The following is a 12,950-nucleotide window of genomic DNA, read 5'->3' as shown; positions in this document are numbered from 1 at the left end:
ACTGGGCGATCGACCAGCGCATGGACATGACGCGGGGGAGGCCGACGCCGCCGGGCCGGTGGGGGACGGTCCGGGCGCGGCGGCGCCGGCCGGGTGCGCTCAGCCGTCCGTGTGCCGGACCGCCTCGATGAAGCCCGCCGTGGTGGGGCCCGCGAGCGGGCGGCCGTACGACTCCGCGAGCCGGTCCAGATCGGTGAGCTCGGTGGTCCAGCCGTGCCGGTCGAGCCAGGTGTGGGTCTCGGGGCCGAGGCCGCCGCGCCACAGCCGGGTGATGTGGGCGAGCGAGGGGTCGGGCGGCGTGGCGGCCACGTCCCGGCCCTTCTCCAGCAGCAGGCGGCTGCCCGGGGCGGCCAGGCCGGTGACGGCCGTGAGCAGTCCGGCCGCCTCCTCGGGCGCGAAGTAGGCCAGCAGCCCCTCCGCCAGCCAGACCGAGCGCCGCGCCGGGTCGAACCCGGCCTCGACCAGGCGGCCGGGCCAGTGCGGGTCCAGCAGGTCGGCGGGCAGGGTGGTGCGCCCGCTCCTCGGCTCGGCGCCGAGCCCGTCGAGGACCTGCTCCTTGAAGGCCAGGACCGGGGGCAGGTCGAGTTCGAACACCCGGGTGCCGGCCGGCCAGTCCAGCCGGTAGGCGCGGGTGTCGAGGCCCGCCGCGAGCAGCACGACCTGGTCGTCCCCGGTGGCGAGGAGGCGGTCGTCGTAGAACCGGGTGCGCAGGATGCCGTGCGCGACGAGGGCCTTCGCGAGGTCGCTGGGGCCGGCGGCGGGCGCCGGCACGTCGGCGGCCGTGACGAACGCGGCGGCGTACGGGTCGACGAAGAGCGGATCGGGGCGGGCGCTCTCGTAGGCCCGCACCCGGGCGACGGACAGGGCGGTGCGCGACACGGGGCTCAGCGGTTCGGAGGTCGTCATGCCCGGCAATCTACGCCCCCGCCCGACGGCGCCTCCGTCGCCCCGACGGCTCGTCATACCACGCCGGCGGGCGCCGCCCGGCACCCGCCGAATTCCACAACTCCGTGACAAGAAGACCGGGTTACTCCCCCCGGCGGCCGCACTCCTGGGATCATCATCCCGCCGGGTACCGGGGAGGTGGCCGGGGACGTCACCGATGGGGGTGCGATGAACGCGCGGATCGAGGACGCAAGGCCGCCCGGCGGGCCCGGGCGGATCGTCGGAGCGGCCGCCCTCGGGCTGGCCCGGCTCCTGATCCTGGTGGCGGGCCTGGCCACCACCGCCCTGGGCTTCCAGTGGTTCGTCGGCGCCTACGACGCCGTGGGCGCCCACCGCACCGCCCCGGTCTGCGGCACCGCGGCACCCGGTACGGACTGCGTGCGCCACGAGACGGGCAAGGTGACGGCGAGGACGGTCGACAACAGCGGCGACGCCACCGCCTACGAGCTGAAGGTGTCGCGCGAATCGGCGCCCGCCGGCACCTACGCCGTCGGCGAGGCCTTCTACGACGACGTGGAGACCGGCACGTACGTGGACCTGAAGCTCTGGCACGGCCGGGTGGCGGAGGTCTCCTACCACGGGCACCGCGCCGAGGTCCCGAGCACGCCCTGGCTGACCTCCTTCGAACTGGCCCTCCTGGTCGGCCTGGGAACGGCCCTGACCGCGCAGGGCCTGGCCTGGCCGCGCAGAAGCTCGGTCGGGATACCCGCCCTCGTCGTCCCCTGGGTCGCCCTGTTCTCCTTCATCGGCAGCGTCGCCCTGGTCTCGTTGCAGTGGCCGTTCGCCATCGCGCTGGGCATCCCCGTCCTCGGCTGGCTCCTCGCGACCGCCGGCACCACGGCGGCCTGCCGGCACGACTGACGCCGCCGGACGGGCGCCCGCTCCGACGGTTCGGCGGTCCGCGACGGACGCCCCGCAGGTGCTCGGCCGGGCCGCGGAGGACACTGGTGCCGTCGCGCGACCGCGGCGCGACGCCGCCGCACGTCCTCGACCTCGCCCTCGCCCTCGTCCTCGACGGGCCGGCCCGGCCCTGGGGCCACGCACTCGGGAGGCAGCAGATGACCGATGCCGTCGTCGTCGGCTCCGGGCCCAACGGCCTGGCCGCGGCCGTCACGCTCGCCGGGCACGGGCTCGCGGTCACCGTGCTGGAGGCCGCCGGGGAGCTCGGCGGCGGCGCCCGCAGCGGCGAGGCCACCCTGCCGGGCCTCCTGCACGACCACTGCTCGGCGGTGCACCCCTTCGGCGTGGCCTCCGCCCTGCTGCGCTCCCCGGACCTCGCCCGGCACGGACTCGCGTGGTCCTGGCCGGAGGTCGACCTGGCACATCCGCTGGACGGCGGGGACGGGGCCGCCGCGGTGCGCTCGGTGCGGGCGAGCGCCCGCGCGCTCGGGCCCGACGCCGACGCCTGGCTCCGGGTGTTCGCCGTGCCGAGCCGGCACTTCGACGCCCTGGCGCAGGACGCGCTGCGCCCGCTCCTGCGGGTGCCCCGACACCCGCTGCTGCTCGCCCGCTTCGGCCTCGACGCCGCCCGGCCCGCCACCCTGCTCGCCCGCCGCTGGCGCACCGACCGGGCCCGGGCCCTGTTCGCCGGGGCGGCCGCGCACGCCTTCCAGCCACTGGAATGTCCGCTCACCTCCGCCGTCGGCCTGCTGCTGCTCGCGGCCGCGCACCACCGCGGCTGGCCGGTCGCCCGAGGCGGCTCCGGCCGGATCGCGGACGCCCTCGCGGCGCGGCTCGCCGAACTCGGCGGCCGTGTCGAGACCGGCCGCCCGGTGCGCTCGCTGGCCGAGCTCCGGCCGTGCCCGCTGATCCTGCTCGACGTCGCCCCCGGCGCCGCGGCGGACCTCTGCGGCGAGGACCTGCCCCCGCGGGTGCGGCGCGCGTACCGGCGCTGGCGGTACGGCCCGGCGGCGTTCCGGATGGACTTCGCCGTCCAGGGCGGCGTGCCGTGGCGTCACGAGGACTGCCGCCGGGCCGGCACCGTCCACCTCGGGGGCACCCTGGAGGAGGTCGCCCACGCCGAACGGGAGACCGCCCGGGGCCGGATGCCCGACCGCCCCTTCGTCCTGGTGGCCCAGCAGTACCTCGCCGACCCGGGCCGCTCGCGCGGCGACATCCACCCCGTGTACGCCTACGCGCACGTGCCGCACGGCTACGACGGGGACGCCTCCGGGGCGATCCTCGCCCAGCTCGAACGCTTCGCCCCCGGCGTCCGGGACCGGGTGCTCGCCACCGCCACCGTCCCGACGCCCGACCTGGCGCGCCACAACGCCAACCTCGTCGGCGGCGACATCAGCACCGGGGCCAACACCCCGCTGCAGACCGTCCTGCGCCCGCGCGCCGCCCTCGACCCGTACGCCACCGGCATCCCCGGCGTCTACCTCTGCTCGGCCGCCACCCCGCCCGGCGCCGGCGTCCACGGCCTGTGCGGCGTCCACGCCGCCCGCTCGGCGCTGCGCCACCTGGGGATCGCGTCGGCCACCTGACCAGCCCCGGTCAGCCGACCCGGTGGCCGGCCGCCCGGAGCGCCGCTTCGGCCCCCGGGATCTGCCCCACTGGCACCAGCACGAGGTCGGCGTGGAAGGCGGAGGCCACGAAGACCGGGATGCCGGCTGCCGCCAGCGGCGCGAGCAGCGCGGCGAGCATGCCCGGCACGTCGACGCCATGGGCCGTGTCGCCGCCGTACAGCGCGGCCCACTGCTCCGCCGCCTCCTCCCCCGGCCGGAGCGGACGGATGACGGTGAGCCCTTCCGGCGCCCGGACCACGGCGAGCCAGTCGCCGCCCGGCAGCGGGGCCGAATCGCCCGCCAGATGCTCGACGACGAACCGGCCGGGGAGCAGGCGCAGGTGCTGGGCGGCGGTGGAGGCGGTCATCGCGCCAGCGTAGGAGCCGCCCCCGGCGGTCATCAAGGGGCGGTCGTCACGGTGCGGCCCGTCGCCCGCCCGGTCAGACCGGCGGGTGCGGGCGGGTCAGGCCGCGGTCGTAGGCGAAGATCACCGCCTGGACGCGGTCCCGGGCGCCGACCTTCGCCAGCACCCGGCTGACGTGCGTCTTGACAGTCGACTCCGCGAGCACCAGGCGCTGGGCGATCTCGCCGTTGGTCCAGCCGCGCGCGATCGCGAGCAGGATCTCCCGCTCGCGCTCGGTCAGGGCGTCCAGCCGGGCGTCGGCGACCGGCGCCGCGCCCGGCGGGCGCAGGGGCAGCCGGTGGGCGTACGCGTCGAGGAGGCGGCGGGTGACGGCGGGCGCCACCACGGCGTCGCCCTCGGCGACCGAGCGGATCCCGGACAGCAGCTCCTCGGGGCGGGCGTCCTTGAGCAGGAAGCCGCTGGCTCCGGCGCGCAGCGCGGCGTGGGCGTACTCGTCGAGGTCGAAGGTGGTCAGGACGAGGATGCGGGAGCGGCCGCCGCAGGCGACGATCTGCCGGGTGGCCTCGATGCCGTCCATCCCGGGCATCCGGATGTCCATCAGGACGACGTCGGGCCGCAGGTCGGCGGTGAGCCGGACCGCCTCGCCGCCGTGCGCCGCCTCGCCCACGACCTCGGTGTCGGGCTGGCTCTCCAGCAGCATGCGGAAGCCGTAGCGCTGCAGTGGCTGGTCGTCCACGATGAGGACGGTGGTCACGTCGGGCCGCCTGTCGGTTCGGGAGTGAGGTCGAGTACCGCCTCCACGGTCCATCCTGCACCGGGGCCGGGGCCCGCCGTGACGGAGCCGCCGAACAACGCCGCGCGTTCGCGGATGCCCGCGAGGCCGTGCCCCTCCCCGGCCGGCTGCGCGGGCGTCCGGGCGCCGACGGGCGGGCCGCTGTCGTGGACGTGCACCCGCAGCCGGTCGACGTCGGCGCTCAGGGTGACCTGGGCGCGGGTGTCGGGGCCGGCGTGCTTCAGGGCGTTGGTCAGCGACTCCTGGACGATGCGGTAGGCCATCAGCTGTACGCCGCGGTCCAGCCGGTCGAGGTCGCCGGAGGCCGTGTACACCACCTGCGGTCCGGCGGCGCGGATCCGGCCGCACAGCCCGTCGAGGTCGGCGAGCCCCGGCTGCGGGGTGAACTCGGCGCCCTCGTCGACCCGGTCGCGCAGCACGCCGAGCATGCGCCGCAGCTCGCCGAGCGCCTGGCGGCCCGTCTCGCCGATCAGCTGCAGGGCCTCCCGGCCGCGCTCGGGGGAGGTCTGCGCCGCGTACGCGCCGCCGTCGGCGAGGGTGACGATGACGGACAGGTTGTGCCCGATGATGTCGTGCATCTCGCGGGCCACCCGGGTGCGCTCGGTGACGGCGGCCAGCCGGCTGCGCTGGTCCCGCTCGATCTCCAGCCGCGCCGCCCGTTCGCGCAGGCCGGCGAGCTGGGCGCGGCGGATGCGCACCGCGATGCCCAGGGCGACGGCCGCCGTCGCCGCGCTGAACAGGAAGAACAGCGCGTCGCCGACCGGCAGCCCGCCGCCGGAGACCGCCACCGCGACCAGGGCGACGGCGCCGGCCACGGCCGCGCAGGACCAGGCCAGGTGCCGCAGCCGGCCGTGCAGCGCCAGGCTGTAGAGGGCCAGCAGCAGGGCGGCGTCGGCGCGCAGCCCGACGCCCAGCGACCACTGCAGCACGAACACCGCCATGATCGCGGCGAAGGCCAGCGTGGGCCGGCGCCGCCGCCACAGCAGCGGGAACAGCAGCCCCGCCTGCAGGGCCAGGGTCGCCGGCAGCGGCAGCCGGGTGAGGACGATGCGGTGCTCGCGCGGGCCGCCGTCGCCGGGTCCGGGGACGAGGTCGGGCAGGCAGAACACCAGGAAGGCGGCGGCGACCACCGCGGCGTCGAACACCCAGGGGTGGTCGCGGTCCGCCTGCCGCACGCGCTGGCCGATCCGGGCCAGCCGCGTGAACAGCGGATGGCCGGACAGGGTCTCGGCTCCCGTGAACGGGCCGGTGGAGGCGTGGTCGCTCACCGGTGGCACCTCCTGGGTCGGCCGGGCTGGTCGCGATCGTGGCTGCGGCGCCGGGCTGGCCCGGCGCCGCACTCCGAGTGTCTCAGGCGTCGGTGCGGACCAGTCGCACGGCGGCACCGGCGAGGGCGAGCACCGTCCAGCCGAGGAAGACGGCCAGTCCGGCCGTCGGCGAGAGCGTCGTCGCGTCGTGGTGCAGCGCGAACATCGCCTCCCCCGCGTGGCTGGGCAGGTACGGGCTGATGTGGCCCTGCCAGGAGCTGGGCAGCAGCGAGATCAGCCCGGGGATCAGCATCAGTGAGGCCACCAGGACGGCGATGCCGCCGGCCACCGAGCGCAGCAGCGCACCCAGGGCGACGCCGATCACCCCGACCAGGGCCAGGTACAGGCCGGCGCCGAGCAGGCCGCGCACCACCCCGGCGTCCGAGAGGGTCATCGCCGCGCGGGTGTCGGAGAGGATCCGACTGTCGGCGAGGAACGTGGCGAACACCCCGGCGGTGCCGAGCACCAGCGCGATCACGCCGAACACGGCGGCCTTGGACCACAGCACCGGCAGGCGGCGCGGCACGGCGGCCAGCGTGGACCGGATCATGCCGGTCGAGTACTCGCCGGCGGCGACCAGGACGCCGAGGACACCGAGCGCCAGCTGGGCGAAGTTGGTGCCGAACAGGGACAGGCTCAACGCGCTCGCGTCCGCGAAGTCCCGGTCCATCGGGCGGCCCTCGCTGATCCGGGACCTGAACTGGAACGCGGCGATCAGGCCGAAGGCCACCAGGAAGAGCAGGGCCAGGCCCAGGGTGATCCAGGTGGAGCGCAGCGACCACAGCTTGGCCCACTCGGAGCGCACCACCCGGGCCGCGGTCACCTTGTAGGCGGGACGGGCGGGCCGGGAGCCGGCGGGCGTGGACGTCGGGCTCGGTGCGATAGTGCTCATGCCGCGCTCCTCGGGCTCTCGGTGCCGGCGGCGGCGCCGACGGCGGTGGGCGTGGTGATGCCGTGGTACTCGACGGCGTCCCGGGTCAGCTCCATGAACGCCTCCTCCAGGGAGACCGTCCGGGGCGTGAGCTCGAAGAGGGCGATGCCGTGCTCGGCGGCGGCGAGGCCGATCTCGCGGGCCGTGCGGCCGGTGACCAGCAGCTCCTCCGTACCGGCCCGGCCGGTGATCTCCACGTCCGGTCCGGCCAGTGCGGACCGCAGCGCGGCCGGGTCGGCGCTGACGACCTTGACCGCGTCGCCGCCGGCCTGGCGGACCAGGTCCTGCACGGTGGTGTCGGCCAGCAGCCGGCCCCGTCCGACGACGATCAGGTGGTCGGCGACCAGGGCCATCTCGCTCATCAGGTGCGAGGACACGAAGACGGTGCGGCCCTCGCCGGCGAGCGAGGTCAGCAGGTTGCGGATCCACAGGACGCCCTCGGGGTCGAGGCCGTTGACCGGCTCGTCCAGCATCACCGTGGCCGGGTCGCCCAGCAGGGCCGAGGCGATGCCGAGCCGCTGGCCCATGCCGAGCGAGAACGCCCCGGCGCGCTTGCGGGCCACCGACTGCAGCCCGGTCATCTCGATGACCTCCTCCACCCGGCGGCGCGGGATGCCGTGGGTGTGGGCCTGCGCCATCAGGTGGTTGAAGGCCGAGCGGCCCGGGTGGATCGACTTGGCCTCCAGCAGCGCGCCGACCTCCTGCAGCGGAGCCGCGTGCTCGGCGTAGTGGCGGCCGTTGACCCGCACCGTTCCGCCGGTGGGGGCGTCGAGGCCCACGATCATCCGCATGGTGGTGGACTTGCCCGCGCCGTTGGGCCCCAGGAAGCCCGTCACCGTACCCGGGCGGACGGTGAAGTCCAGCCGGTCCACGGCGGTCTTCTCGCCGTAGCGCTTCGTCAACTGGTGCGCCTCGATCATCGGTCACCCCTGTGCTCCGGGGCCGGACCGTCCCGGCCACCCTCGCGTTCCACGCTACGGGCGGCCGCGGGCCGAACCGTGGTACCCCGGGCCGATCATCGACCTGCGCGTAGTACCCCGGTACCACCGGCCGCTGCGACCGGCGGGCAGCCCCAGGTCAGCGGGCACCGGGGGGCGCGCGGAGGGTGAGAGGGCCGCGAAGGAACGCGCGGCCCCGCCGGACGGGTCGGACCGCCCGTCCGGCGGGGCCGCGTGGCCCGTAGGGATGCCGGTCAGAGTCGCTCGGCCAGGGCCGCGTGGACGCGCCGCCAGGCGTCGGCCGTCGCGGCGGCGTCGTGGTCCTCCGGGCGGTCGGCCGCGAAGCCGTGGCGGGCCCCCGGGTAGGTGACCAGCTCGTGCCCGACCTCGGCCTGCGCCAGTCGGCGCCCGGCCTCCTGCCACTCCTCCTGCGGGAGGATGTGGTCCAGCTCGCCGCAGAAGCCCAGCAGGTACACGCCGTTGGCGGCGATCCGCTCGGCCGTCTCCAGCGGCGGCACCGGGCCGACCAGCGGGAAGCCGGAGTTCAGCAGCCACCCCGGGTAGAACACGGCGGCCAGCTCGAAGCGCAGCTCGGTGGCCGCGCGCACGGCGATGTGCCCGCCCATGCTCGTTCCGACGAAGGCCACCCCGTGCCCGTCCGCCAGGTTCCGGGCCGCCGTCAGCGCCTCGGCGGCGTCGGCGACCAGTTCGTCGCGGTCCAGGGCGCGCATCAGCACCAGGCCCGCCTCGCGCTCCTCGGCGCTGTACCCGAGCTCGGTGCGGCGGGCGTTGCGCCAGTAGAAGTCCGGCGCCACCGCCACGTACCCGAGGCCCGCCAGCTCGGCGCAGACGCCGCGGAGGTACGCGTTGACGCCGTACAGCTCGGAGCAGACCACCACGGCGCCGCGCACCTCGCCCTCCGGGCGGTGCACGTACGCCTCGATGCCGCCGGGCGTACCCAGCTCCTGCCACTGACCCGTCATCAGATCCCCCGTCGAACCGGCCGGAAAATGTCGCTGCGCATCGTAGTGCCTTCCGCCGGGACCAACCGACTCGGGCTCCGGCTCAACCTCGTGGACAAGGGCTTGGTATGAGCACGGCAAAGGGTTCCGCCGCCGCGGCCGCACGCCTGGACCGGTCCGCCGGCGGGCTGATGTGGTGTCGGGGCTCAACGGCACGTACGAACCTCCCACACCCTCACACCCGGGAGCAGACGCATGCGCACACCGTTCAAGGCCGCCGCCCACACCCTCACCGCGCTGGCCCTGGCCGCCTTCGGCACCACCGCGATGGCCGGCGGAGCCGAGGCGCAACCCGCCCCGGCGCCCGCCCACTTCGGCGCCAAGCAGCTCCACCCCGGCACCGCCCAGCGGTCCGCCGCGAGCGCGGCCGGCAACACCCTCTCGGTCGGCTCCAGCGCCACCCAGGGCGTGGTGTCCCCCACCCCGAAGGTGTACCTGGTCTTCTGGGGCTCGCAGTGGTCCTCCGACCCGGCCAAGGTGGCACCCGACCTGCAGAACATGTTCAAGGGCCTCTACGGCAGCCAGGACACCTGGGGCACCATCCTCAGCCAGTACTGCGAGGGCGTCCCGAAGGGCACCACCACCTGCGGCACCAAGGGCACCCACGTCCAGCACCCGGCCGCCACCCCGCTGGCCGGCGCGTGGTTCGACAACTCCGCCGCCGCGCCCACCAACGCGACCGCCGCTCAGATCGCCGCCGAAGCGGGGAAGGCCGCCGCCCACTTCGGCAACACCACCCAGGCGCCCAACCTGAACGCCCAGTACGTGGTCGTCTCCGCCACCGGCACGCACCCGGACGGCTTCCCCAACTCCGGCTTCTGCGCCTGGCACGACAAGACCAGCAGCGCGTACGGCACCCTGGCCTACACCAACCTGCCGTACATCCCGGACAACGGCGCCGGCGCCTGCACCACGTTCACGGACGGCCGCCTGCTCTCCGGCATCGAGTCCACCGAGACCCACGAGTACGCCGAGACCGTCACCGACTTCTGGCCCAGCATCGGCTGGAACGGCGGCGGCGGCGAGATCGGCGACGCGTGCGTCAATCTCGACGCCTACGTCACCCTGAGCACCGGCACCTTCGACCTCCAGGGGCTGTGGTCCAACAGTGCCAACAAGTGCGTGACGCACGGCTAGTGACACCCCGCTGAGGCGCGGAACGCCAGCCGCGCCTGCGGACGCCCGGGTCCGCACAGGCTGGTCGGCGGCGACGGCGCCGCCGACCAGCCCGTCACCCGACGGCGCCCCACCGGCCCTCCGTCCGGCGGGAGTTCCCTGGCGCCGCGTCAACCTCAGGTACCAGCGGTGATCCACTGAACGTCCCCCCGCAGGCGGATGCCCCGCGAGACGACGACTGGATAGCGTGCGCATACGATCCAGCGAGACGAACAACCGGGGTACGTATGCGGCTTGGGTACGGAAAGCTGACCGGAGCGGCGCTCGCCGCCCTCACCGCCCTCGCGGTGCTGACACCGCCGGCGCAAGCCGCCGACGGGGGCGGCACGGGAGCGGGCGGCGCGCCGCCCCGGACACTGGTCTGGAACGAGTGCGGCGCGGCCGGCGGGAAGCCTGACGGCGTCCGGTGCGGGCGGCTCTCGGTGCCGCTCGACTGGTCCCGTCCGGCAGGCCCGGCCCGGACCGACGTCGCGGTCGCCCTGCTCCCGGCCGCCGATCCCGGGCACCGGGTGGGCACGCTCTTCTTCAACCCCGGCGGCCCGGGGGACGGTGCGGTCGGCTACCTGCTCGACCCGCAGACCCGGGAGCGGTTCTTCCCGGCCGCGCTGCGCGAACGCTTCGACATCGTCGCCGTGGAGCCGCGCGGCACCGGCCTCAACCCGCCGCTCGCCTGCCCGCCGCCGATCGACCCCACGGTGAGCCGGTTCCCCGCCGACCGGGCCTCCGCCGCCGACCTGGTGCGCAGCAACCGCCGGCTCGGCACGGCCTGCGCCCGGGGCAGCGGCGCCCTGTTCGAGCACCTCGACACCGGAGCCGTCGCCCGGGACGTGGACGCCGTGCGGGCGGCCCTGGGCGAGCGTCAGATCAGCTTCCTCGGGGTGTCCTACGGCTCGATGGTGGCTCAGAGCTACGCCGAGCTGTTCCCGCGGCGGGTGCGCGCGATGGTGGTGGACGGCGTGGTGGACCGCTCGCTGTCCTGGCGCCGACTGGCCGAGGTCGACGCCGCGGCTGCGGAGGACGGCCTCCAGCGGTTCGCCCGGTGGTCCGCGGCGCAGCCGGAGAGCGCGCTGCACGACCGGGACGTCCCCGGCTTCCTGACCGCGCTGCTGCACCGCGCGGACCAGGGAGCGGTCCTGGACGGCGAACGCCCGGTGCGCGCCGAGGAGATCGCCCAGGCGGTGAACGCCGGGCTCCAGGCGCCGGCCCTCTACCCGGGCCTCGCGACCGCGCTGGCCCGGGCCGACGCCACCGGGAGCCTCGAACCGCTCGCCCCCTACACCTCGGCGCACAACCCCGAGTACCCGGCGTACCGTTCGATCATCTGCCAGGACGTTCCCGTTCCCGCAGACGCCGACGCCGCGGCCGAACTGCCGGACGCGGCACGGCGGGTGCGGGCCATCGCGCCGACCCTGCGCGGCTACTCCGAGTTCTGGGACATCGCGAGCGGCTGCGCGGGCTGGCCGGTGCGCTCCGACCGGGCACCGCACACCTGGCAGGTCCCGGCGGGCTTCCCGCCGGTGCTGCTGCTCTCCGGCGCGCACGACGTGGCCACTCCCCGGGCCTTCGCCGAGAACGTCCGGCGCACCCTGCCCGGCAGCCGGCTGCTGCGCTGGGACGGCGACGGGCACACCGCCTGGTTCAACAGCCCGGCCACGGTCCAGGCGGCGGCGCACTACCTCACCGACCTGGCCATGCCTGCGGACGCCGGCTGACCCCTCCCCGCGGCGTCCGCCGACAGTGGCACCTGGCACAGTTCGCTGCATGAACGTCACGGCGGCACCGCACGGTCAGGACGAGGCGGTGGCCCTCGTCGAGCGCCGCCGCCCGCCGGGCGTGGGGAGCGCGACCGTGCGGGCGCCGAGAGCGCGGGCACCGCTCTTGCGACCGCCGCTCTTACGGGCACCGCTCTCAGGGGCACCGATATGTGCGGACACCGATATTGCGGGCGGTCGGCGGCCTTCGTGGCGCAGACTCGAGCCGAACACTTTTCACACCGGAGGATGGTTTTCATGGCCGACCGGCCCTTGACGATGATGGCAGTGCACGCCCACCCCGACGACGAGGCCACCGGAACGGGCGGCGTCCTCGCGCGGTACGCGGCGGAGGGCATCCGTACGGTCCTCGTCACGTGTACCGACGGCGGTTGCGGTGACGGACCGGGCGGCGTCAAGCCGGGCGAGCGGGGGCACGACCCGGCGGCCGTCGCCGCGATGCGCCGACGGGAACTGGAGGCGAGCTGCGAGATCCTGAACGTCGCCCACCTGGAACTGCTGGAGTACGCCGACTCCGGGATGATGGGCTGGGCCGCCAACGACGCGCCCGGCTCGTTCTGGCGCACCCCGGTGGAGGAGGGCGCCGCGCGCCTCGCCGAACTGATGCGCCGCTACGAGCCCGACGTGGTGGTGACCTACGACGAGAACGGGTTCTACGGCCACCCCGACCACATCCAGGCGAACCGCATCACGATGGCGGCGCTGGAGCTGACCGGGATGACGCCGAAGGTGTACTGGACGACGGCGCCGCGCTCCGCGATGCAGCGGTTCGGCGAGGTCATGCGGGAGTTCGGCGGGGACTGGGAGGAGCCGGATCCGGCGGAGGCCGTCGAGATGCCCGAGATCGGCCTGCCCGACGAGGAGATCAGCACCTGGGTGGACACCACCGACTTCGGCGGGCAGAAGTTCGACGCGCTGGCCGCGCACGCCAGCCAGGGCGAGAACATCTTCTTCCTGAAGATGGGCAAGGCCAGGTTCACCGAGCTGATGGGCGTGGAGACCTTCGTCCGGGTCAAGGACGGCACGGGCGCGGCCCTGCCCGAGGACGACCTGTTCGCCGGTCTGCGCTGAGCCCCGCCGACGGCCCGAGCCCGGTCACGTCTCCGGGCCCGGGCCGTCGGCGTGCCCGGCCACCCCGGGCGGCCGCCCTCGGGCGACGGCGAGGTTTCGCGGCGGCCGGGGCGGAAAGCCGCTG

The 12,950-nt window shown here is 75.4% G+C and carries 12 protein-coding genes; 5 read left to right on the top strand and 7 right to left on the bottom strand.

Translation table 11 applies throughout. The features are described from left to right. Positions 1 to 99: 99 nt before the first annotated feature. A complete protein-coding gene (locus AC0B61_RS19180; RefSeq protein WP_471741881.1) occupies positions 100 to 906 on the bottom strand; it encodes an SAM-dependent methyltransferase in 807 nt (268 codons plus the stop codon). 207 nt (positions 907 to 1,113) lie between these two features. Here AC0B61_RS19180 and AC0B61_RS19175 point away from each other — a divergent pair, with 207 nt between their 5' ends. Next, positions 1,114 to 1,806, top strand: coding sequence for a hypothetical protein (locus AC0B61_RS19175; RefSeq protein WP_471741880.1), 693 nt, complete (start codon positions 1,114 to 1,116; stop codon positions 1,804 to 1,806). A gap of 197 nt (positions 1,807 to 2,003) precedes the next feature. Then, positions 2,004 to 3,431 carry a phytoene desaturase family protein gene (locus tag AC0B61_RS19170; protein ID WP_471741978.1) on the top strand — a complete coding sequence of 476 codons (1,428 nt, stop codon included), beginning with the start codon at positions 2,004 to 2,006 and terminating at the stop codon, positions 3,429 to 3,431. A gap of 10 nt (positions 3,432 to 3,441) precedes the next feature. Here AC0B61_RS19170 and AC0B61_RS19165 read toward each other — a convergent pair whose 3' ends face one another. The 6 genes from AC0B61_RS19165 to AC0B61_RS19140 form a co-directional block, all read right to left on the bottom strand. After that, the gene (locus AC0B61_RS19165) at positions 3,442 to 3,819 is read right to left on the bottom strand and encodes an ACT domain-containing protein (protein ID WP_471741879.1); all 378 of its coding nucleotides are present in this window, start codon (positions 3,817 to 3,819) and stop codon (positions 3,442 to 3,444) included. A gap of 73 nt (positions 3,820 to 3,892) precedes the next feature. After that, positions 3,893 to 4,570 (bottom strand): response regulator, encoded by a 678-nt coding sequence (locus AC0B61_RS19160; protein WP_471741878.1) that lies wholly within the window; start codon positions 4,568 to 4,570, stop codon positions 3,893 to 3,895. Then, a complete protein-coding gene (locus AC0B61_RS19155; RefSeq protein ID WP_471741877.1) occupies positions 4,567 to 5,877 on the bottom strand; it encodes a sensor histidine kinase in 1,311 nt (436 codons plus the stop codon). The genes AC0B61_RS19160 and AC0B61_RS19155 overlap by 4 nt, the downstream gene beginning before the upstream one ends. 82 nt (positions 5,878 to 5,959) lie before the next feature. Then, positions 5,960 to 6,808 carry an ABC transporter permease gene (locus AC0B61_RS19150; protein WP_471741876.1) on the bottom strand — a complete coding sequence of 283 codons (849 nt, stop codon included), beginning with the start codon at positions 6,806 to 6,808 and terminating at the stop codon, positions 5,960 to 5,962. Continuing rightward, positions 6,805 to 7,767 carry an ABC transporter ATP-binding protein gene (locus AC0B61_RS19145; protein WP_471741875.1) on the bottom strand — a complete coding sequence of 321 codons (963 nt, stop codon included), beginning with the start codon at positions 7,765 to 7,767 and terminating at the stop codon, positions 6,805 to 6,807. The genes AC0B61_RS19150 and AC0B61_RS19145 overlap by 4 nt, the downstream gene beginning before the upstream one ends. Positions 7,768 to 8,039: 272 nt before the next feature. After that, on the bottom strand, positions 8,040 to 8,768 hold the full coding sequence (locus AC0B61_RS19140) for a dienelactone hydrolase family protein (RefSeq protein ID WP_471741874.1): 729 nt from the start codon (positions 8,766 to 8,768) through the stop codon (positions 8,040 to 8,042). Positions 8,769 to 9,002: 234 nt separating this feature from the next. On the opposite strand from AC0B61_RS19140, the gene AC0B61_RS19135 reads away from it, so the two are divergent. The 3 genes from AC0B61_RS19135 (at position 9,003) to AC0B61_RS19125 (ending at position 12,826) form a co-directional block, all read left to right on the top strand. Further along, entirely contained in the window at positions 9,003 to 9,944 is a 942-nt protein-coding gene (locus AC0B61_RS19135; RefSeq protein ID WP_471741873.1) for a hypothetical protein, read from the top strand. Positions 9,945 to 10,210: 266 nt separating this feature from the next. Then, positions 10,211 to 11,695 (top strand): alpha/beta hydrolase, encoded by a 1,485-nt coding sequence (locus AC0B61_RS19130; protein WP_471741872.1) that lies wholly within the window; start codon positions 10,211 to 10,213, stop codon positions 11,693 to 11,695. A gap of 297 nt (positions 11,696 to 11,992) precedes the next feature. Further along, positions 11,993 to 12,826 (top strand): PIG-L family deacetylase, encoded by an 834-nt coding sequence (locus tag AC0B61_RS19125; RefSeq protein ID WP_471741871.1) that lies wholly within the window; start codon positions 11,993 to 11,995, stop codon positions 12,824 to 12,826. Positions 12,827 to 12,950 lie beyond the last annotated feature (124 nt).

It is taken from the genome of Kitasatospora sp. NPDC023385 (assembly GCF_055664045.1).
The sequence above is the reverse complement of the archived record's forward strand: the minus strand, read 5'-3'. Positions and strand labels throughout refer to the sequence as shown.